Below are 20,949 nucleotides of genomic sequence, written 5' to 3'. Positions count from 1 at the left end.
CATCACGTTTAGTCTCATTTATTTTTAATATTTGCAATCATAAACTCATTGTGAAGACTTGTCAACTGTTTTAGTGAAACTAATTCTTGGAATAGTCTAACAAAGCCCATTGACGAATCGCAGCCGCGACCCCATCGGCATCATTAGTAGCGGTAACATGATTGGCATGCGCCTTAGCAATGTCACTACCATTGCCCATCGCGACGGCTGTTCCAGCAAAGGCGAACATGGGTAGATCGTTCTGTTCGTCTCCCAGCGCCATCACTTCGTCTGGTTGTAGTTTTAAAACAGCGGCTAGATCCTGAACGGCTTGCCCCTTATTAACGCCAGCGTGCATCAACTCCAAGAAGTTAGTTGCCGCACGGACCACGTATAAATCCTGATCAAAAGTTGCCTTGACTTGCGCTTCGACAGCGTCAAGCTGCGGGCCTTCACCCACAAATAAGCCCTTAGCAATTTGAAAATCAGCTGGTAAATCGTCAGGGTCCCGAATTAACAGGCCCGCCTGATTCTCCCACGCCTGTACCACCGTCACCCAGTTAACGTCCCGGTCAGCCGTATAGATCGTACTGTCCGCATCGAGGACGTTAAAGGGCACGTGGTGTTCTTTCCCAAACGCCGTTAATTGCCGATAGTGCGCATTATCCACTAAATGTTTGGCGACGATCCGGCCAGCAATGCTCTCGATTACAGCACCGTTATACGTAATCACGTACTGGTCATCACCGGTAAGGCCTAGCGCGTCTAAGTACTGTTGTGCGCCAGCGAGTGGTCGGCCAGTACACAGAACTACTTTGATTCCTTGATCACGCGCTTCTTTAACGGCCGTAATCGTACTCGGTAACAGCTCACCCTTGCTGTTCAAGAGCGTATCATCAATATCAATCGCGATTAATTTAATTGTCATGAGTTTTCGTTCCTTTCAATCGCGAATACGGTTACAATTAAGGCATGCCACCGTCCTTCGCTTGCTATGTTTCTAATATAGCATAGCTCGTCAGCCATCAAGGTTGATTTTTGAAAGGAAGCGGTGCGATTTTGCAAAATCCTGAAGCGAGGTCTAGTTATGAAAATCTTACACGAGACGGTCCAAACGATCCCCCGTCTCCCCTTTAAATATTACGAACATGATCCATTGACTGATATCAACGTTGCCCCACATTGGCACCAAGGGATTGAATTGAACTATCTCGTCAGCGGCACAACTCTAAAATTCGTCACCGATGGCCACACAACTGAATATCGTCCTGGTGATCTGTGGACTACTAATCGACGGGTCGTCCACAGTGCTAGTGGCCCCACCGAAGTTGACTGGGTGGAGTTCGGTCTCATCATTGACGACGACTTCTTACAGGCCAAACTTCCGGCAAGCGTCAACTGGCAATTGACTTTAAACGGGGCCGCTTCGGCTAAGGCCCACCCTCAAGCCTATGCCAATGTTCGTCAACAATTAGTCGCCATTCACGACCTGTTGATGACTCCCACAACTGATCTACTACGGTTACAAATTCTCAGCCATTTTTATCAATTACTGGTGACCCTTGGCCAGACATTTACAGTGCCCCTGACGACTACTGCGGTTACGCCCAATCTGACGTTGACAGATACCGTCATGAATGCGATCAACCAGCACTATGCTGAACCAATCGACGGTAACGCTTTAGCCGAGCAGTTTCACGTCTCACTGACGACTTTGAATCAGCAATTCAACGCGAACGTCCAACTATCCGTTAACCGATACTTGCGGCTCATCCGGCTTATGAACGCGCGACGCCTCTTATTAGAGACTGATCTCAAGATTGAATATATTGCCATGCAATGCGGCTTTCCGAATAGTAAGACGTTCAATCGGAATTTTAAATCTTGGAAGGGCATGACGCCTACCGACTATCGCCAAGCCTATGCCCGTTATCATCGAATTGATACTAGTTGCCTCTAAAAATGTCCCTTCGTGGTCTGAATTTCGTGGTAAGCTACGGCTATCAATTAAACGACGGGAGATTTTAACCATGATTAAATTAATAGCAACTGATATGGATGGCAGCTTTTTGCGTGACGATATGACTTACGACGAAGCTCAATTTGCACTGCTTTATCAACAATTACAACTACGGGGCGTGCGGTTCGTGATTGCGAGTGGCAATCAATACTTTCAACTCAAGTCCTTCTTCAAGGACTATCCTGAGATGATCTACCTTGCTGAAAATGGGGCCTACATCCGCGATGCCGACCACGTTTACGCACTTAACGCTTTTCAGCCAGACGCAATCCAGACGATTCTGACTAAGATTCAAACCATCCCGGATTTAAAGCTACTGGTTTGCGGTGCCAAAAGTGCTTACACCCTAGCGACCACTGATCCCGAGCACGTGGCGCAAATGCGACATTATTATCATCACTTAGCCGTCGTTGAAAGCTACGATCAGCTTGACGATGATATTATGAAGTTCGCCATCACGTGTCCACCAGAACGCACCACCGCGATTGTAACTGAACTCCGTGAGTTACTGACGGGTATCGCCGAACCAACCAGCAGTGGTCACGGCGACATCGACATTATCCAACCCGGCATGAATAAGGCAGCGGGCTTAGCGCAACTCGGGCAAGTATTAGGAATCAACCTCGCTGACATGGCCGCATTTGGCGATGGCGGTAACGACCTAGAAATGCTCCGGGAAGTCGGCTGCGGCGTCGCCATGGCGAATGCTCAACCAGCCGTGACGGCCGTAGCCAACGCCACGACAGGTACAAACCAAGAACAAGGTGTCTTACAGTGGATCAAGCACTGGTTGGAGGCATAAGCCATGCAACCACGGTTGATCACCACAGTCAGTATTCTTAGCCTCTCTACGGTGACGGGAATCACTACCGTTATTACGGGCATCATTCCTCAGCTTAAACGGACCTTTCCCACCGTTCCGACGACGATGATCGAGTGGGTCGTCACGATTGCCAATTGTAGTGCGTTAATCACGCTGTTGCTCAACCCGCGACTAACGAATCGGTGGGGCTTGCGACCGGTCGTGATTAGTGGGCTCTTAATCAGTGCCATCATGGGGCTGATTCCCGCTATCACGACTAACTTTACCGTCATCATGGTCAGTCGGCTCGGATTAGGCTTAGGTGTCGGCCTCTTTTCACCACACGCCATCAGCTTGTTGACCCACAGCTTTACCGGTGATTTGCGGGCCCGACTGTTAGGTTACCAGACGGGCCTCTCAGCCCTTGGTAACGCAATATTGCTAGGATTGGCGGGCATTCTAATTGGCCTTAGCTGGCACGCCGTCTTTTGGTTGTACGGGCTGCTCATTATGATCGCAGTGGGCGTTGCCTGCTTCGTTCCCGAACCTGCCGAGCCAGCAAAAACGACCCCAACGAATCAGTCGACCACCGAAAAAACGCGACTACCGCGGCGTCAATGGACATTACTTGGCCTCACTTTTATGACCTACTTGCTCATCTGGGGCGTTCAATTAAAGCTGCCGAGTTACTTTAGCGCCCGCCATTTTGGTAACGCTGCCACCATCAATCTAACCTTAGCAGCCATGAATATCGGCGGTTTGCTGGCCGGCCTGACCTTTGGCTATCTGTACCGGTATTTGCACCGGTTCACCCTAACCTTAGGCTATGCCGGCGCTGCTATTTCGGTCTTAGTATTGTGGTTAGCCCCCAATGCGAACGTAGCAATCAGTGCCGCCGTGTTCTTTAACTTTATTTACTCGTACACCGGACCATACCTAGTCTTCACTAGCAATACTGGCTTGGACGGCTCCCAAGTCAACGTTCTAAGCAGTTACTTGACGATTGCCACCATCATTAGCGCGTTTTTTGCCCCACTCATCTGGAACGGACTCGGTCACTTTGGCCCGCAGACCCTTACTGCTAACGTTTTAGTATGGATTATGCTAATTCTCGGAAGCTTAGCGATAATGACTGGTTGCCACCAACCACGAAAGGAAGCTTAATTAATGACTAATAATAATGATCGCCTTCATACCGGCGAACTCTACTTGCCTAACGACCCTGAACTTGAAAAACGCCAATTTGGCTATCTCGATCTGCTCTATGATTTCAACCAAACTCGGCCCAGCGAACTAACCAAGCGCCAAATTCTACTTAGCAAGATGTTCGCAGAAATCGGCCCGCAGTGTTACATCGAACCACCGTTCCACAGTAACTTTGGTGGGCACCACGTCCACTTCGGCAAGGGGGTTTACGCCAACTTCAACCTAACACTAGTCGATGATACCCATATTTACGTTGGCGACTACACGATGTTCGGCCCCAACGTGACAATTGCAACCGCGGGCCATCCGATTTTGCCATCATTGCGCGAACAAGCTTATCAGTACAATATGCCAGTTCATATCGGCCGTAACTGTTGGTTCGGCGCAGGTGCCATCGTACTACCCGGTATTACGATTGGCGACAATGTCGTCGTTGGCGCTGGCAGCATCGTGACCAAAGACTTACCCGATAACGTCGTCGCCGTGGGGAATCCCGCCCATATCTTGCGACACATTAATGATCACGACCGTCAGTACTACTTTAAAGACCGCCAGATTGATCCTAACTTGTTAAATTAGTGGTTTCAAAAAATCAGCCCAGTATGTTTCGCCTTTTACACGGCAGAACACACTGAGCTGATTTTTACTATTCGTTACAACACCAATCTATCGTTCACTGTTTGCTAACACCTTAGCAACGTTGATTGTTGGCAACGTTACGGCTGGGTATTCATTTGAAGATAACGTTAGATTAGCGATGAGTGCTCGTGCATATGGATACAGAATCGCAACGGCATTATTCCGAATCAACATATCGACACCTACACCACTGTCGTCTTCAGAAACATTAAATTCAAACGTTCCATTAATCGTAATGCTTGCTCTGAAAGGCATCGCCTTGTTAGATGTTGATCCAACACTAACGCGTAACTTAACTAGAATGTTACTACCCTGCACGTCATTAGTCGTCTCAATATCCGGCGTTAAATTTACTGGTTTAGCCACCGGAACGTAATTATTATTTCTTTGATAACTGCTATCTTCAACAATATAGCCTTTAAAATTTAGAACAGCCATTACGACGCCTCACTATTCATATTATTTAAATCATATTCGAATAACTCATCATTACTGATTGTTTCATGATACGAACAACTTGTCGCATAGGTACCAACTGCAAGCGTAGTATTAATCAAACAATCTAAATCATTCTGTGACGATTCATGTCCTAGCTCAGGTAATTCTCCATTCAACCGGAAATAGTCAATCGCCATTTTCAATAAGCTATCCTGTTCTTTAGTTTGTACTCGTTTATTGTTCTCCAATTGAGATAATGTTGATGACCCCATGCCTAGATAAAAGGACAACGCACGAACCGTTAGTCCAGTATTCTGGCGAAATTGTTTGATCTGCTCAGGCTTGAGATAATTCTTTCTGGCACGATACGCCTCAAAGTCAGCTTTAGGATTTTCCATCGGATCATCAAAATCACTCCAAAGCTCCCCATCTGCATCTACCCAATAGTGATGCCAGACGAGCAAGTCCGAGATATCTTTTACCTGCGTTTTCTCCATCTTCCAAGCTTCTGTATACAGCTCAGTTGTTTCCAGTTCATCATTGTAAAACCTTTTTGTAACCTTCGTCATCGCAAGTTCCTCCTTCTCCTATCTATATGGTAAGTTCATTGGACGCTCTGCTGGATGAATTGAAATCCATAACACGGTCCCACTGGGCTTATCTTGAAATTTTAAATAACAATTATATGGGCCAATTATTAACCCAAACTTCCAAATAGATCCTGGACGTGGTGGCCGGTGATCATCAATCTCGGGGCCTGAACTGTAATCCTGCCAACTCAACTTATCGAACACGATTTTTAAAATCTCTGATTGGGGAAGACCCAATTTACTCACTAATTCGGTATTCTTTGCCCGCTTAGAAATACGCCACGCGTTTCTCCGCTTCTTAATATCTTGAACAATCATCCGTACTTCCTGGGGACTCGCCATGTCGATTCACAACCCATCATCGGTCATAATTTATATCTCCATGCTACCATAAATGTTTTTCAAGAAAAACAAATTGACTTGTGAAATTACAAAATGCTGCTAATTAGTTGAATTAAGACATGTCACCGCACACGCCTCCGATCCAATATCTTAGACATTTAATTCATGGTTCGACTAACATTACCAAACTCAACACATTCTACGTGAACAGCACGGTTGAATACGACATGTTTATTTTAGTTTAATCACATTTCAAAACACATTTTCTTACTAATCTCGCTAAACAACATACTCGAACCACAATACTCACAAATAAAACCGTGAGGACTGTTGTCAATTCCAACAGTCCTCACGGTTTATATCAAATCAGTCATAAAATTATGGCAATACATTAAACAACAGTGCGCCTAACGCACCACCAACCAATGGTCCAGCGATTGGCACCCAACTGTAGGCCCAATCAGATGTCCCCTTATTGGCGATGGGCAATACCGCGTGCGCAATGCGGGGACCTAAATCCCGGGCCGGGTTAATTGCATACCCGGTCGTTCCACCCAGAGATAGCCCGATAGCGATAATCAGAATTCCGACAACAATCGGGTTTAATCCCGCCGTAAATTGGCCTTTCGTGAAGGCTAACAAGCCAAAGACTAGGACGAACGTTCCAATCACTTCACTGATAAAGTTCCAGAAATACCGCCGGATACCAGGACCGGTTGCAAAAATGCCGAGAATCGCGCCAGCATCCTTAGTTGCTTGCCAGTGTGGGTAGTAGTGCAACCAAACCACGAGGCCACCAATCACCCCACCAGCAATCTGAGCCGCACTATATGGAATCACGTAGGCCCATGGGAACTTACCGGCCACTGCCATTCCTAGTGAGACCGCCGGATTAAGATGTGCGGGGCTCATAAAGCTGGACGCATAGACGCCCATCGTGACTGCAAATCCCCAACCTAAGGTAATCGCGACCCAGCCCGCATTTTGCGCTTTGGATTTATTGAGTGTTACCCCAGCTACAACCCCATCACCTAACAGAATCAAGATAAAGGTCCCGAGAAATTCCCCCAACAATTGTAGTGCTAATGGATCTTTCATCATGACCACCCCATTCCTTAGCCCTGCTTCAGTGCTGTTAAGTCCGATTCAGCAATCGTCTGATTCAATAATTCGGTTTGTGCTTTGACCGTTGCAGCATCCCAACCAAGGTAATCGGCCATTGTCGCTATGACGCCATCCTTTAAGTCATCCAGCGTATCTCGCATGAATAACAAGTGGTTAGTGCGCCGCAGCAAGTAGTCGACTGGCGTCAGGGTCATTTCTTCATCCAAGGCATAACGTAAGCTAATCGTTTCGGCTAAGCTGAGACCATGCGTCGGTTCAACTTTACCAATCAAACTAAAGACCCGCGCAGCATTGGAACCGTACATATTGGCAATCCGCAACGCTTCATCATTCGCCAAACCATTATCCGTCCCCTGTTTAGCATAAAAGGCAATCGTTGCATCCACGTTGTGCGGATCAATATCGCCACCAGAAACGGGAAGATTCTTCGAATTGATTTCATTAAAGTGGGCATCATACTTATCCGCTAAGATTTTGGCAATCAGTGCCATGGCACCCGCAGCCATTTTACGGTAATCAGTAATCTTCCCACCAGCAAGCGTTAACAATCCATCAGGGCTACTAGTCAACGAACTACCGCGTGAAACGGCCGATGGATTCAACTTGTCTTCGGCCAGTGAACTTTCTAAATCGTTCAGGACACTTTCAACGTCTTCACGACTGGCTTCCTGACTTTCAAACTGATCAACAACTTTGATAACTTCCTTGAAGCTCTTATCGCTGATCTTCCCTGAATTGCCACCGTTATAATCGGAGCTACCATTAGCCGCAATCAGTGGCCGTAAGCCGGCCCAACTAGCCTCAATATCATCTAAGGTGATTTTGGCAGTTGGAAAACGACGGTTGATGATCTCCAACAAGTAATCAACATCTTCTTGCGTAACGGTCGGGTGTTTCAGATCGCCATGGTAATCTGTATCAGTCGTTCCGAAATACGTCTTGTTTTCACGTGGCACCACGAAGATCATCCGGCCATCCTGATCACCAGAATCAAAATAGGTTGGTTGCGGTACCGGAAGTTTCTCAGCGTCAACGACTAAATGCACACCCTTGGTTGGCCGCATCTGGGATTGATACTTTTCAGTATGGTCCATCTTACGAATCGTGTCTGACCATGGACCGGTCGTATTGATGACGATTCGGGCATGAATCTCGAACGATTCACCAGTCAATAAGTCTTCAGCAGTAATCCCATTGATCCGGCCATCATCATCATGTAAGAGGCCGGTTGCCTTCACGTGGCTTGCCATAATCCCACCATTTTCGTGAGCCTTCTTAATGTTTTCAATCACTAAGCGCGCATCATTATTCCGGAAATCAAGGTAAACACCGCCACCGACTAAGTGCTTGGGGTTCAACTGTGGTTCCCGCTGTAAGACTTCCTCGCGCGAAAGGGTGTAATTAGTGAATTTAGGATCTTTAACTTCGGCGAGCTTATCATACAGATCCATCGCCACTTTGACAGAAAAGAGGTCAAATGTCGCCCCCGTCTCATCATAAATCGGCAATAACATTGGGTCGGGCTTAGGAATGTGTGGCGCAATCCCTTGGACGACCGCCCGTTCTTTAACGGTATCGGCGACTACCCCCACGTCAAATGTCTTTAAGTAGCGAATGCCCCCATGGACCAGTTTCGTCGACCGTGATGAAGTCCCTTCTGCAAAGTCTTGCATATCGATCAATCCGGTCTTCATGTTCATGGCGGTTGATTGAATGGCGACACCGGCACCGGTAATCCCACCACCGATAACGAGTAAATCTAGCGTTTCATTTTGTAAGCGTTCAATATTTTGTTGACGCGTCGTTGCTGAAAATGCCATGTTGTTGTCCTCCTCTATTTTCCTGCGTGGTATGGGGTGTGCTTAAAGACTTGGGTCGCTTTGACCGCTGCCTGCCATCCCTCGTATAAGTTCGTCCGTTCAGCTGGCCCCATCTCAGGGTCAAAACTCGTGCCGGGCTTATATGACGCTTTTAATTCTTCCAAATCCTGCCAATAACCAACGCTAAGCCCGGCCAAGAAGGCGGCACCAAGCGCTGTCGTTTCCAGATTAGCAGCCCGCATAATTTGCGTATCCAAGATATCCGCCTGAAATTGCATCAACCAGTCATTACGAGCAGCGCCACCGTCAACTTTTAATACTGGAATCTCAATACCGGAATCTTTCTTCATTGTTTCAACCACGTCCCGCGTTTGGTAAGCCAATGCTTGCAAGGTTGCTTTAATAAAATCTTCACGAGTCGTGCCACGCGTCAAGCCAAAGACTGAGCCGCGTGCTTCAGAGTCCCAATATGGTGCCCCTAAACCAGTAAAGGCCGGAACCACATAAACTTCATTTTCATTATGCGATTCGCGCGCCGCCCGTTCAGAATCGGGAGCGCTTTCAACTAGGCGAATCCCATCACGCAACCACTGGATCGCTGAACCGGCAACGAAAATCGAGCCTTCCAAGGCGTAGTACACTTTACCGTTGATGCCGTAACCGATCGTGGTCAATAGGTTATTATCAGATAATTGGGGTTTTTCACCGGTGTTCATCACGATAAAGGCCCCAGTCCCGTAAGTATTCTTAACGGTGCCTGGTTCAAATGCCAGCTGACCGAACAAAGCCGCCTGTTGGTCACCAGCCATCCCACTGATAGGTACTTCTGAACCAAAGAAATGGTAATCCTTAGTCTTGCCGTAAACTTCGGAGTTGGTTCGCACTTCTGGCAACATTGCGGCAGGAATATTTAATAATTGCAAAATTTCTTGATCCCATGCCAACTTATGAATATTGAAGAGCATCGTCCGACTCGCATTCGAGTAGTCGGTCACGTGAGTCGCCCCTCCAGTCAGTTTCCAGAGAAGCCACGTATCGATCGTTCCAAAGAGCAGCTCGCCCTTTTCCGCCCGTTCCTGCGCGCCCTTGACATGATCCAAGATCCAGCGAATCTTAGTCGCAGAAAAATAAGCATCGGTTACTAGACCAGTATGTTGATGAATCAAATCACCGTAGCCATCCTTAACCAGCTTTTCGGCAATTGGCGCGGTTTGTCGCGATTGCCAGACAATGGCATTATAGATTGGCAAGCCAGTTTGCTTGTCCCAAACGATGGTTGTTTCCCGTTGATTCGTAATTCCAATACCACTAATTTGAGCGGGTTTGATTCCCGATTCAATGAAGGCATTCGCAATAGTAGACAAGACAGCATTCCAGATTTCATTGGCATTATGTTCGACCCAGCCCGGCTGCGGGAAATATTGTGGAAATTCCCGTTGTGAGTCGGCCACTTTATGGCCTGCATGGTCGAAAATAATGGCGCGGGTACTGGTTGTCCCTTCGTCAATTGCCATAATGTACTTGTCGGTCATGGTGTTTCACTCCTTAGTAACGACAGCTTTATGAAAACGCTATCATAATTGATGATTGAATCATAACATGTCGCGACCATTTTGTGAATAGATTTGCATAAATTAAATTTTGCACAATTGAATTTACTTTAAAACTAGTTTTCACTATGAAACATTTTATCGTTGTCACACCAACCAATCAGGGCTTTAATTATTTGCTACTAGTTTCATAAAATAATTAATTTACTAGCAGAATTATCCGACTGTCGCTAGTTAAAAATTGAAAGAAAACGGTCCTGAAAGTTTTCAGTTCGGCTAGTAACAGTGACCGGGGGAAATGGACCACCTAGTTAGAACAAAAAAACGATCGGCCTCAAAAAGCAAGCCGCTCGTTATTATTGATTATTGGTATTTACTTGAATTGAAAACCAGGCTGTGTATCTGGTCCCGCCTGATACACAGCCTTAACAGACAAATCGGTCATCCATACACTGACACGATTAATATAAATATTGTAAATCACTAGCAGGGGTGGGGTAAGCCAACACTAACCGTTGCAATTCCGCTAACGTCACGTGCTTTTCAATCAGTAATGTGAAATAATTGATCATTTCGTCAGCCACATCACTCAACAAAGTAGCCCCAACGACCTGACCGCTGGCCTGTTCAACGACCACTTTGGCTTGCGCTTGCTGAGCATTGAATCGGTAATAGGTAAACCATTTGGTCATATCCAGTGTATTGACGCGGTATTTATCAGTTTGCTCAGCAGCTACAGTAGCCCCAATACCGACTTGTGCTAGCTTGGGTGCCGCAAAAACTTGCGTTGGGATAACTGGATACTTAATAGCCGCACCGGCTTGCGTCAATTCGCCAACTAAATAACGCGCTTCAAAACCTGCTACCGGAGTTAACTTCGGTACCGGCGTGTCACTAACATCACCAATGGCGTAAATATGTGGATTAGCCGTCTGTAAGTGATCATTGACTTGAATGCCATGCCGATCAAAGGTTACACCCACGTTGGCTAGTTCCAACTGATCCGCATTTGGAATTCGTCCCGCTGAACTGATGACTAAATCCGTCGTCAATTCAAAATCATCAGCCGTTAGCTGCAGCCCAGTCGCCGTTTTGGTGATGGCGTGGATATCTGTGTTCAGATCAAACGTCACGCCATCAGCCGTCATCGCTGCCATTAAATCTCTAACTAAATCTGCATCGAATTCTTTCAACGGACGGTCATTATGATGAATCACATGAACATCGGCGCCAGCGGCATTGGCAATCGTCGCCAATTCAAAGCCGACATAGCCACCACCAACGAATGTCACTCGTTTGGGCATCTGATCCAAATCTAAGAAATCAGTGCTCGTCTTAAAATATTCGTGCCCGGTAATCGGTAAGATTGCAGGACGTTGACCAGTGGCAATCACGTAATCAGTCGCACTGACCACTTGATCTCCGATCGCTAACTGACCGTCGGATTGAAAATGCGCTTGACCATGTAACGTCGCAATATCTTGCCCCTTTAGTCCGTTCAACGTTCCATCATTGATGCCATCCGTATAACCGCGTTTATGTGCCATCAGCGCTGGCCAGTCAATTTTAGGTGTACCCGTTAGACCCTGGCCTTGCAAGTGTTGAGCTGATTGTTGGGCTTCAACTGCACTTAACAGAATTTTTTTGGGATCACAACCACGGTTAGGGCAAGTGCCACCCCACAAATCCGCTTCAACAATCAGCACCTTCTTACCGTGGGCCTTTAAGCCACTGGCCATAGCAGTGCCGGCCGGACCGCCACCAATCACAACAACATCGTACTGTTCCGTCATCCGAAATTCCCCCTTAGATTCATTAACTACCGTCAGTTTTCACAATTATAGTTTAAACGATTTGACTCTAATTGACGATTATGACACTTCTTCATGTTGACTCAAGTAAGCCACAATTCGCTGACGGTCAAGATAGCCAATCACTCGCTGCTCTTCCGTAACAGCTAAGTAATCATGTTCAGTTAGTGCGGTGAAAGCAGTTCGTAAAGTGGCCTGAATATCTAATGCTTGAATTCGGCCACTAGCAACTTTAGGTTGTTCTTTGAGATACCCCTGAATGAGTCCCACACGACCAATATAGACATCATAGACATTCTTGGCTCGACTGGCACCGAAGAAGTTGCGAACAAACTCGTTAACTGGGTGTTGAGCAAGCTCAGTCGGTGTATCAACTTGCACCAACTGACCGTGTTGCATCACGCCAATTCGATCTCCCAGCTTCAAAGCTTCGTTCATATCATGAGTTACGAAGACAATCGTATTATGATAACGCGCGTGCAATCGTAAAACTAAGTCTTGTAACTGCTGCCGCGAGATTGGGTCCAGCGCACTGAATGGTTCGTCCATCAAGACAATATCTGGCTGTGCCGCAATTGCCCGCAAGATACCAATCCGTTGCTGCTCCCCACCGGATAATTCTGACGGCATCCGATCACGATACTCATTAGGATCAAGGCCAACTTCCGTCAACAACTCATCAATCGTTTGATTAATGGCCTTCTTAGCCGTTCCTTTCATTTCAGGAATCACTGCAATATTTTGCGCCACTGTCATGGTTGGAAACAAAGCAATTTGTTGCAAGACATAGCCCATTTGCCAACGTAGCTGTCGTACCGGTATCGTTGTCGTATCAGTACCATTAACTAGGATTTTACCGGCCGTCAGCGGTTCTAAACAATTGATCATTTTAAGTGACGTTGTCTTACCACTCCCGGAAGTTCCCACCAGAACAAATAACTCGCCCTGGTCAATTGTTAAATTAAGGTCAGGAATCACTGTCTGCCCATTAAAGTCTTTCTGGACGTGTTGAAATTCAATTGCTGCTGTCATTTAGCGTCCCTCCTTTAACAAGCCGTGCTTTACGAGATAGCGATGTGCAACCGTCGAAGCGGACTGTTTCTTAACATTAACTTCATAGTTCATCTCTTGCATGTCAGTTTCGGAAATTTTTCCAGCTAGCTTATTTAATGCTTTGACGATCTGAGGATGTTTATTGGCAAAGCTCGTCTTCATCAATGGTGCGCCTTGATACGTTGGGAAAAAGTGCTTATTATCCTTCAACAGAGCCAAATGATACTGCCGTAATTCACTATCCGTCGCATAGGCATCTACTAAGTTGATTTTGCCTTTACTGATAGCTTCATAACGCAACGCCGGTTCCATTGATTTAGCGGTCACGTCCAAACCATAAGTCTTCTTAATCCCCTTCAAACCATCATCACGATCAATAAATTCTAGGGTCATACCAGGTTTAAGAATAGGTTCGACCTGCGTTAAATCACTGATGGTTTTCAAATGGTGCGCCTGCTTGAACTTTTTAGTCACAGCTAAGGCATACGTGTTGTTATATTGCATCGGCTTTAAATAAGTCATCTGGTCCTGCTTAGCAAGCCGTTGCTTAGCAAGTTGATAAGTCTGGCTAGCCGTCTGATTTGCCGGATTGCTTCCCTTAACGAGGGTCTCCAACACTGAACCCGTAAATTCTGGATAAATGTCAATTTGATCATGCTTTAAAGCGCTAAATAGAAACGTGGTCTTCCCGAAGTTCGGTTTGAGGGTAACATGCACGTGGTCATCTTCCGCTTCAATCAACTGCTTATACATATTAATTAAGATTTCCGGTTCGGAGCCCAGCTTACCTGCAATCGTAATTGTTTCAACTCGATTGGCATAGACACTATAAGCACCACCGCCACCAAGTAACAATAAAATTCCCGCAAAGACGATTAAAGCGTGCCGTGGCTTGGCCGTCTGAAACCAACGTACGAGTGCACTCAGTAGAATGGCCAGCAATGCCGATGAGATGGCCCCAATTAATAGTAACGAGGTATCATTGCGGTCGATACCGAGCATGATGAAAGTCCCGAGCCCCCCAGCCCCAATCAGAGCTGCTAACGTTGCCGTCCCAATGATTAATACCAAGGCCGTCCGAATACCAGCAATAATTTGCGGCAAAGCAATTGGTAGCTCAACTTTAAATAATTTACGCATTCGTGACATTCCAAAAGCATCGGCGGCTTCCTCAATTGAAGCGTCGATTTCTGAAATACCCAAGTACGTATTTTGAAAAATCGGTAAGAGGGCATAAATGACGAGAGCGATCACTGCGGGCACCGTCCCAATCCCAACCAATGGAATCAGTAACCCTAACAGTGCCAACGACGGAATCGTTTGTAACACACTAGTGAGCTGTAATAGTCCCTCGGCCCAGCGTGGTCGCCGAACGACCCAAATAGCTAATGGAATCGCAATCACCATTGCGATTACTAATGACGCTAATGAAATACCCAAGTGTTGCCATAGCGCAGTCAATAAATCCCCGCGTCGATCCATAAATGTCTGTATTAGGGTCTGCATATTTTCCTCCCATTGCTCACCTTTATTAATTAATAACTTCTTAATTATCTATGTATTTAATCCTAGCATAATCCTATAAAAATCATAGTAATACGCACCGAAAATTTGATGTTTTTGTAACTTTTGAAGTTCCAAATAAATTTTATTCTTTATTTTAAATGACCAGTCCCAGTTTTTACGAAACTACTTGATGAACCACTAATTTGAACGTCATTACTTTTAAGGAGGCCACAACCAATGGCTACTATTCATCTTTATCTTGCAAGCACCCCTCACCAGCCGGAGCACGTCACGGCAACTACCCCGGCCGCTTGGGTCGTGATTCTGCGTTATGCCGATCATCAAAAAGCGCTGAACAATGGTGGCTACGGGCACACCGAAACTCAGCTAACGTTAAGGGCACTAATCACTGCCCTTTCCACTCTGAAACGCCACGACTTGCCCGTTCACGTTCACACGACAACGGAACCGGTTGCCGCGATCATTAGTGAACAACGTTATTTAAGTTGGCGGCAAAACAACTGGCAAGTCCCAGAAACTGACCAGCCAGACCTGTCACAATGGCAAGAGCTGATTCCCATCATTGAAGAATTTCCAGACCTCACTATCACTTATCACACCACAGATGATCCCACGATGACCACTGCAACGACGACACTGACAGCGGTGATGACAAAACTATAATGTCTGGCGTAAGACGACACAGCATAACTAATTACTGAAATATACCGGACTTGTGATTCGTCAATCGCCCTATTAAAACCACCGGAGCCGGCTGATAATCACTAAACCCATCGCGGCCGTCGATTGGTACCCACACCTAACTTATATCATTTCAAATACGAGCCTTAAGTCGGCTGTTTTTGAACTTAAACTTGGACTATTACAACCATTGTTTGCATCATTAATACTGAAATTCAAACTAAAGAAGCGAACCCCTACCAACATTGTGATAGTTAGGTTCGCTTCTTAATATTGTGATTCAAATTAATTATTCTCGGCCGGTCCTTTTCCATGCTGATAATGCCGACTGCCTGTCCGCCGATCCTTGTGCCGCGTAATCTTTGACAACTTTGCCGCACCATTGACGGCTGAGTTCATCATGCGGTCAAACTGACGGTCACTCAACCACTGACGAGCCGTCAATGAAACCCCAGCTCCCATCCCCGCGTGATAGCGAGTCTTCGGTTTGACATCGTTGACCGCCCGAACCATCAACTTGGCAATCACCCCCGGATTGGAAGCAAACTGATCGAACAATGACAGCATCGCACCAACCTTAACAGCTTGCTCATGGTAGGCTGTCTCACCGGAAACTGCCAACAATTTCTTTTCCGCAATACCAGCCCATTCAGTCTTAATCCCACCAGGCTCAATAATGACAACGTCAATACCAAACGGTGCCACTTCCATCCGTAGTGAATCACTCATTCCCTCAATCGCATGCTTGGTCCCCATGTACCAAGCACTTAATGGTTGGTAGATTTTACCCCCAATGGAAGAGACATTGATGATCCGTCCACGATGTTGGGCCCGCATCAACGGTAAAACCAACTGTGTCAAGCGCATCACACCGAAGACATTAACCTTGAATTGATATTCACCCTCTGTAACCGGTACATCTTCCAAGGAACCGTATGAACCGTACCCCGCATTATTAATCAAGACATCAATGCGGCCCTGTTCCACCCGAATTGTTTTGACAGCCGCGATTAACGTGGCTTCATCCGTCACATCGACTTTCAAAACATGCACCCCGGCAGCGGCTAGATCCGTCATTTTTTCAATTCGTCGGGCGGCGCCATACACAATATTGCCCTGAGCTTGCAACTTCAAAGCAGTGGCCTTGCCGATGCCTGAAGACGCACCCGTAATTAAGATAACCCGTGGTTGACTCATAATCCGTTCCTCCATCGTTAACTGTATTTACTGTCATGCTACGTCAAACCCTTCGCAATTGCAATCGAATTCATTGCCCGTAGTATGCTAAAATAGAACTAATTTCAAGCACGTCAATTTAATTGGAGGAATGAACATGTCAACAAAGATTATCATGGACACCGACCCTGGTATTGATGATGCCGCCGCAATCACCTTTGCGTTAAATCATCCTGACTTGGACTTACAATTAATTACAACGGTCGCCGGCAATGTGACGGTCGATAAAACGACGCTGAATGCGCTCAAACTAACGCGCTTCTTCAACAGTGACGTTCCCGTAGCGGGTGGGGCATCCCAGCCGCTAATCAAGCCCTTCGAAGATGCCGTCCGAATTCACGGGGTTTCTGGGATGCCCGGCTATGACTTTCCCACTGACTTAGCTGATCCGTTACCCGAAACGGCGGTTGAAGCCCTACGCGATTACATTATGGCTGCGGAGCAACCCATTACGCTCGTCCCAACCGGCGCTTATACTAACATCGCGTTGCTGTTCAAGACGTATCCAGAGGTAATGCCCCACATCAAAGAGATCGTTGCGATGGGTGGTGCCTTGGGTAAAGGTAATATGACCAGTGCCGCCGAATTCAACGTCTTTACCGATCCACACGCTGCTGAAATCATGTACCAATCTGGCGTACCGATTACCATGGTCGGCTTAGATGTAACGATGAAAGCACTCTTAACACGTGAATCCATCGACCGGTTACCGGCACTTGGAAAAACTGGTGAAATGCTCCACGCCCTCTTTGGTCACTACAATGACCGCAACCAGACTGGCGTTGCGATGCATGATGTCAATACCCTCTTCTACTTACTACACCCAGAAGCCTTTACGACTGAAAAGATGTGGATTGATGTCCAGACGGAGGGCCCCGCTAATGGTGAAACCGTTGGCGATATTCGTGGCGCTTATCACGACGGCAAGACTAACGCGACCGTTTGTGTCGATATCGATGCGGCTGCCTTCAACAAGTGGTTCTTAGAAACCGTGGCAGCCATTGACCAACCTAAATAAACCACTACCAATCGTCATTAATTAAGCTAAAAAATGAACCACTTCAGCTTGCACAATTATCATGTGCGCTTGAAGTGGTTCATTTTTAGTTTTGCGTCACGCTTTTATCAAGACATAGTGCTACTCAAAGTGCTTAATACGCTCAGCAACCACTGACCGTACCTGATTAAATGTCATCCGGCGTATCTGGGATTAATTGAATCAATGGTTGACCGAAGTTGACTTCTTCACCATTCTTCACTAGGAAGGCTTTAACCGTCCCCGCTTGCTTAGCAACCACTGGCCGCATCATCTGCATCGCTTGAATGAGGCCAACTTGTTGACCTACGCTAACGTGGTCGCCTAACTTAACGTATGGCGCTTCTTCTGAGGAATGCGCTGGGTAATAGATTCCTACGACCGGTGCCGTCACGCATTCTTTAGGATCAATCGGCGCTGGTGCTGGTTCAGGATCAGGCGTTACAACGCTCGTCGGATTGCTGGCTACGCTCGTCGCTACGGGAGCTGGTTCCGCCTCCGCAACAACTGGGGTACTAACCGTTGAGACCGGTGTCGGTGTGACCGGCGTGGGGTCAATCACCGGCTGATTAGGAAGTGGCGCCGGTTGCGGGGTCACCGTCGTCTTGCCGTGTCCCTTCTTACCCATTTGAATTTCAAAATCTTGGTCCCGATACTCAAAACTAGTTAAACTGCTTTGTTCAAACTTGTCCATTAACTGATAAATCTTATCTAATTCCATACAACACCCTCCAATTAATTTACGCTTTGATTATAACGCATAGTTTAGCGCAGGAGTGTGGTGGAAGTATGAACGCTTCTTTAAGAATTCGTCAATATTTGCTTTAAGCTGATGCTAATTGCCGATCTAACGGCAATAGTTTGAATAGGAATAGTGGCGCTGGTGATTTACCAGCCTGAACATACGCCAATACCGCGTCAACATGATCCAACTGTAATAACCGATCATCCAATTGCCATAATCCGCGCTGGTAATAATCTTGACAGTACTGAACAAGGTTAGTCAAAAAATTGCCAACTGCCTCGTTCACCGTCTCGCCACGACCATCGACACCCCAAAAATCAGCTGATTCTAACCAGTACCGCTGCTCGGACAATTCCCGATAGCGGCCAACCTCATGAATTAACACTAACCGTGCTGCCATTGCCAAGGCCCCTTTCAGATTCACTGCTATTTTGATAATGCCCTATAAGATAGCACTGAATTTTCAACCTGACAATCCCTAACAGACAAGCCGTTTCAAATTAAGGTTATTAACGAAAATCGCCTTATTTTTCAATCAAGTGACGCTTTTTACTTAAGATTCTGAATCTTGTTCGTGTTGTAAAAACGTGCCGTGGTGGTTCAGGTCGGCTTGTAAATCAGCCATTGTAAACTGATGATAGTAAGCCCGATATTGACGGTCAGCTACTGTAAATAAATCCGTCAACGTTTCACTAATATTGGCCGCAATCGGGGATTGATCAGCCTGTTCATCCGTTTTGGATGGACCCGTAATGAAGCGCGCATAGCTAATTGTTGGGGGAATTGTCAAATCATATAGATCGCCGAGGTTCATATCGGCCAAAGCCAAGTCTAATTGGTAGCCTCCATTTTTACCAACCGTCCCCGTTAAATACCCATGCTTATGTAGAACTGATAAAATATTGCGAATCATCACCGGATTAAGATGCAGTGACTGCGCAAGTTCCCGACTAGCGACCTTACTATCACGGTGTGCATCTAGGTACAGGATGCTATGCACCGCCACCGAAAAATCAAGTTTCATGTTACTTCCTCCCACACTTTGTCATAATTCTATTCTACCACCAACTGTAATGACTCTCATTTCAATTAGCCCCAATATGCAGGTATAATGTGTTTGGGAGTGAAAAAATATGTCATCTACAATCAGTGCCGCAACGTTCAAGCTAAATGATCAAGCTGCGTTGTCACCGGCACAACAATCATTAGAGCACCAACTATTAACTTTTATCCGTACCCATCGCCAGCAAAAACAGCCGAGTCTCTTTGTCATTCATGGTGATGCAGGAACTGGCAAGAGTGCCGTATTAGCCGCCGCGTTTGCTCGGCTACAAGCCCTCAATCGTAGCTTGACGCCAAACGATTTGCAGGCCACTGACAACTATCTCGTCGTCAACCACAATGAAATGCTCAAAATTTATAAACGCTTAGCTGGTGACGACCCCGTCTTACGCAAAAAAGACTTCCAAAAGCCCAACCCGTTGATCAACCGGTTGGCAAAAGAGCATCGGCAAGCAGACGTTGTTTTTATCGACGAAGCGCACCTATTACTCACGCAGCCAGACCGCTATAACCGCTTCACCGGCCACAATCAACTGACAGAACTGATCAATCATAGTCGCGTCGTTGTCCTCGTCTTCGATACCCGACAAGTCTTGAAGTTAAAGAGCTACTGGCATAGCAACGATCTCAAGCCATTTTTAGACCAGTACCCACACGCGAGCTACAACTTAGACGAGCAATTCCGGGTCACTGGTGGCGCCGATGTTGTTGACTGGATCGATGATTTTACCCGCGGGCAATTACAACCAAAACCCGTTAGCGATAACTTTGATTTGCGTTTTTTTGATGACGGGCAACCCTTATACGACCTGATCAAACAACGTGACCAGCAGTATGGACTCGCCCGAATGGTGGCGACCGCTGACTTTCCGTACGTCGTTAACCATGGTACTTGGTACGTAACAGCCGGACAATTGAAGCTTCCGTGGGATAAAGTCAACTTAACTGATGATCCCTGGGCCTTGCGCCCTGAGACGCTGAATGAGGTTGGTTCAATTTATACCATTCAAGGGTTTGATTTGAATTATGCGGGGGTCATTCTTGGCCCTTCTGTGGGCTATGATGAAGCCCATGATCAGATCGTCGTTCGCCCTGAACGCTATGAAGACCAAGAAGCATTCAAACAGCGATCAGATTTAGGTGACCTCCTCCCCCTTAAGCAACAAATCATTTTCAACTCAATTAACGTCTTGATGAAACGTGGGCGTTATGGGCTTTACATTTATGCGGTTGACCCAGCACTACGCCAGCGATTATTAGCGTTATAATAAGATTAATTACACGAGG

The 20,949-nt window shown here is 46.5% G+C and carries 20 protein-coding genes and 1 other annotated feature (1 of these 21 only partly in view); of the genes, 7 read left to right on the top strand and 13 right to left on the bottom strand.

Features of this window, described 5'->3' with window-relative positions; translation table 11 throughout:
• Positions 1-12, bottom strand: a binding site (T-box leader); it reaches 269 nt to the left of the window's first position.
• A gap of 67 nt (positions 13-79) precedes the next feature.
• Positions 80-907 carry a Cof-type HAD-IIB family hydrolase gene (locus LP667_RS01655; protein WP_021731930.1) on the bottom strand — a complete coding sequence of 276 codons (828 nt, stop codon included), beginning with the start codon at positions 905-907 and terminating at the stop codon, positions 80-82.
• A 159-nt stretch (positions 908-1,066) separates the two neighbouring features.
• Here LP667_RS01655 and LP667_RS01650 point away from each other — a divergent pair, with 159 nt between their 5' ends.
• From LP667_RS01650 to LP667_RS01635, 4 genes are all read left to right on the top strand, one after another.
• Positions 1,067-1,939, top strand: a complete 873-nt coding sequence (locus tag LP667_RS01650; protein ID WP_021731931.1) for an AraC family transcriptional regulator — start codon at positions 1,067-1,069, stop codon at positions 1,937-1,939.
• Positions 1,940-2,009: 70 nt separating this feature from the next.
• Positions 2,010-2,801: a Cof-type HAD-IIB family hydrolase gene (locus tag LP667_RS01645; protein WP_021731932.1), complete on the top strand. Its 792-nt coding sequence runs from the start codon at positions 2,010-2,012 to the stop codon at positions 2,799-2,801.
• A 3-nt stretch (positions 2,802-2,804) separates the two neighbouring features.
• Positions 2,805-3,965 (top strand): MFS transporter, encoded by a 1,161-nt coding sequence (locus LP667_RS01640; protein WP_021731933.1) that lies wholly within the window; start codon positions 2,805-2,807, stop codon positions 3,963-3,965.
• Positions 3,966-3,968: 3 nt separating this feature from the next.
• Entirely contained in the window at positions 3,969-4,586 is a 618-nt protein-coding gene (locus tag LP667_RS01635; protein ID WP_021731934.1) for a sugar O-acetyltransferase, read from the top strand.
• 87 nt (positions 4,587-4,673) lie between these two features.
• On the opposite strand, the gene LP667_RS01630 is transcribed toward LP667_RS01635, so the two are convergent.
• From LP667_RS01630 to LP667_RS01590, 8 genes are all read right to left on the bottom strand, one after another.
• Complete coding sequence (locus LP667_RS01630; RefSeq protein ID WP_021731935.1) at positions 4,674-5,084, bottom strand: protein-export chaperone SecB; 411 nt, start codon at positions 5,082-5,084, stop codon at positions 4,674-4,676.
• A complete protein-coding gene (locus LP667_RS01625) occupies positions 5,084-5,653 on the bottom strand; it encodes a helix-turn-helix domain-containing protein (protein WP_021731936.1) in 570 nt (189 codons plus the stop codon). Before LP667_RS01625 ends, LP667_RS01630 begins: the two co-directional genes overlap by 1 nt.
• A 741-nt stretch (positions 5,654-6,394) precedes the next feature.
• Entirely contained in the window at positions 6,395-7,117 is a 723-nt protein-coding gene (locus tag LP667_RS01615; protein ID WP_003641945.1) for an MIP/aquaporin family protein, read from the bottom strand.
• 14 nt (positions 7,118-7,131) lie between these two features.
• Complete coding sequence (gene glpO, locus LP667_RS01610) at positions 7,132-8,961, bottom strand: type 1 glycerol-3-phosphate oxidase (RefSeq protein WP_021731938.1); 1,830 nt, start codon at positions 8,959-8,961, stop codon at positions 7,132-7,134.
• Positions 8,962-8,975: 14 nt separating this feature from the next.
• Entirely contained in the window at positions 8,976-10,493 is a 1,518-nt protein-coding gene (glpK, locus tag LP667_RS01605; protein WP_021731939.1) for a glycerol kinase GlpK, read from the bottom strand.
• Between the two features lie 479 nt (positions 10,494-10,972).
• Complete coding sequence (locus LP667_RS01600) at positions 10,973-12,304, bottom strand: dihydrolipoyl dehydrogenase family protein (RefSeq protein WP_021731940.1); 1,332 nt, start codon at positions 12,302-12,304, stop codon at positions 10,973-10,975.
• Positions 12,305-12,382: 78 nt separating this feature from the next.
• Positions 12,383-13,354 (bottom strand): ABC transporter ATP-binding protein, encoded by a 972-nt coding sequence (locus LP667_RS01595; protein ID WP_021731941.1) that lies wholly within the window; start codon positions 13,352-13,354, stop codon positions 12,383-12,385.
• A complete protein-coding gene (locus LP667_RS01590) occupies positions 13,355-14,881 on the bottom strand; it encodes an ABC transporter permease/substrate-binding protein (RefSeq protein ID WP_056988338.1) in 1,527 nt (508 codons plus the stop codon). It lies immediately after the preceding gene.
• Between the two features lie 237 nt (positions 14,882-15,118).
• Between LP667_RS01590 and LP667_RS16660 the strand changes: the two genes are divergently transcribed.
• Positions 15,119-15,565 carry a hypothetical protein gene (locus tag LP667_RS16660; protein WP_021731943.1) on the top strand — a complete coding sequence of 149 codons (447 nt, stop codon included), beginning with the start codon at positions 15,119-15,121 and terminating at the stop codon, positions 15,563-15,565.
• Between the two features lie 303 nt (positions 15,566-15,868).
• On the opposite strand, the gene LP667_RS01575 is transcribed toward LP667_RS16660, so the two are convergent.
• Positions 15,869-16,780, bottom strand: coding sequence for an oxidoreductase (locus LP667_RS01575; RefSeq protein WP_021731944.1), 912 nt, complete (start codon positions 16,778-16,780; stop codon positions 15,869-15,871).
• A gap of 136 nt (positions 16,781-16,916) precedes the next feature.
• On the opposite strand from LP667_RS01575, the gene rihC reads away from it, so the two are divergent.
• Entirely contained in the window at positions 16,917-17,837 is a 921-nt protein-coding gene (rihC, locus tag LP667_RS01570; RefSeq protein WP_021731945.1) for a ribonucleoside hydrolase RihC, read from the top strand.
• Positions 17,838-18,003: 166 nt separating this feature from the next.
• On the opposite strand, the gene LP667_RS01565 is transcribed toward rihC, so the two are convergent.
• The 3 genes from LP667_RS01565 to LP667_RS01555 form a co-directional block, all read right to left on the bottom strand.
• Positions 18,004-18,576 carry an acetyl-CoA carboxylase biotin carboxyl carrier protein gene (locus LP667_RS01565; protein WP_021731946.1) on the bottom strand — a complete coding sequence of 191 codons (573 nt, stop codon included), beginning with the start codon at positions 18,574-18,576 and terminating at the stop codon, positions 18,004-18,006.
• A 103-nt stretch (positions 18,577-18,679) separates the two neighbouring features.
• On the bottom strand, positions 18,680-19,000 hold the full coding sequence (locus LP667_RS01560; RefSeq protein WP_021731947.1) for a hypothetical protein: 321 nt from the start codon (positions 18,998-19,000) through the stop codon (positions 18,680-18,682).
• A 153-nt stretch (positions 19,001-19,153) separates the two neighbouring features.
• A complete protein-coding gene (locus tag LP667_RS01555; protein ID WP_003646440.1) occupies positions 19,154-19,624 on the bottom strand; it encodes an RrF2 family transcriptional regulator in 471 nt (156 codons plus the stop codon).
• A 109-nt stretch (positions 19,625-19,733) separates the two neighbouring features.
• On the opposite strand from LP667_RS01555, the gene LP667_RS01550 reads away from it, so the two are divergent.
• Positions 19,734-20,930: a DUF2075 domain-containing protein gene (locus tag LP667_RS01550; protein WP_021731948.1), complete on the top strand. Its 1,197-nt coding sequence runs from the start codon at positions 19,734-19,736 to the stop codon at positions 20,928-20,930.
• Positions 20,931-20,949 lie beyond the last annotated feature (19 nt).

The organism is Lactiplantibacillus paraplantarum (assembly GCF_003641145.1).
Classification (GTDB): domain Bacteria; phylum Bacillota; class Bacilli; order Lactobacillales; family Lactobacillaceae; genus Lactiplantibacillus; species Lactiplantibacillus paraplantarum.
This window is presented reverse-complemented; position numbering and strand designations above follow the sequence as displayed.

Coding starts and splice junctions, on each gene's coding strand:
- LP667_RS01655 (WP_021731930.1), bottom strand. CDS start 907: ATGACAATTAAATTAATCGCGATTGATATTGATGATACGCTCTTGAAC.
- LP667_RS01650 (WP_021731931.1), top strand. CDS start 1,067: ATGAAAATCTTACACGAGACGGTCCAAACGATCCCCCGTCTCCCCTTT.
- LP667_RS01645 (WP_021731932.1), top strand. CDS start 2,010: ATGATTAAATTAATAGCAACTGATATGGATGGCAGCTTTTTGCGTGAC.
- LP667_RS01640 (WP_021731933.1), top strand. CDS start 2,805: ATGCAACCACGGTTGATCACCACAGTCAGTATTCTTAGCCTCTCTACG.
- LP667_RS01635 (WP_021731934.1), top strand. CDS start 3,969: ATGACTAATAATAATGATCGCCTTCATACCGGCGAACTCTACTTGCCT.
- LP667_RS01630 (WP_021731935.1), bottom strand. CDS start 5,084: ATGGCTGTTCTAAATTTTAAAGGCTATATTGTTGAAGATAGCAGTTAT.
- LP667_RS01625 (WP_021731936.1), bottom strand. CDS start 5,653: ATGACGAAGGTTACAAAAAGGTTTTACAATGATGAACTGGAAACAACT.
- LP667_RS01615 (WP_003641945.1), bottom strand. CDS start 7,117: ATGATGAAAGATCCATTAGCACTACAATTGTTGGGGGAATTTCTCGGG.
- glpO (WP_021731938.1), bottom strand. CDS start 8,961: ATGGCATTTTCAGCAACGACGCGTCAACAAAATATTGAACGCTTACAA.
- glpK (WP_021731939.1), bottom strand. CDS start 10,493: ATGACCGACAAGTACATTATGGCAATTGACGAAGGGACAACCAGTACC.
- LP667_RS01600 (WP_021731940.1), bottom strand. CDS start 12,304: ATGACGGAACAGTACGATGTTGTTGTGATTGGTGGCGGTCCGGCCGGC.
- LP667_RS01595 (WP_021731941.1), bottom strand. CDS start 13,354: ATGACAGCAGCAATTGAATTTCAACACGTCCAGAAAGACTTTAATGGG.
- LP667_RS01590 (WP_056988338.1), bottom strand. CDS start 14,881: ATGCAGACCCTAATACAGACATTTATGGATCGACGCGGGGATTTATTG.
- LP667_RS16660 (WP_021731943.1), top strand. CDS start 15,119: ATGGCTACTATTCATCTTTATCTTGCAAGCACCCCTCACCAGCCGGAG.
- LP667_RS01575 (WP_021731944.1), bottom strand. CDS start 16,780: ATGAGTCAACCACGGGTTATCTTAATTACGGGTGCGTCTTCAGGCATC.
- rihC (WP_021731945.1), top strand. CDS start 16,917: ATGTCAACAAAGATTATCATGGACACCGACCCTGGTATTGATGATGCC.
- LP667_RS01565 (WP_021731946.1), bottom strand. CDS start 18,576: ATGGAATTAGATAAGATTTATCAGTTAATGGACAAGTTTGAACAAAGC.
- LP667_RS01560 (WP_021731947.1), bottom strand. CDS start 19,000: ATGGCAGCACGGTTAGTGTTAATTCATGAGGTTGGCCGCTATCGGGAA.
- LP667_RS01555 (WP_003646440.1), bottom strand. CDS start 19,624: ATGAAACTTGATTTTTCGGTGGCGGTGCATAGCATCCTGTACCTAGAT.
- LP667_RS01550 (WP_021731948.1), top strand. CDS start 19,734: ATGTCATCTACAATCAGTGCCGCAACGTTCAAGCTAAATGATCAAGCT.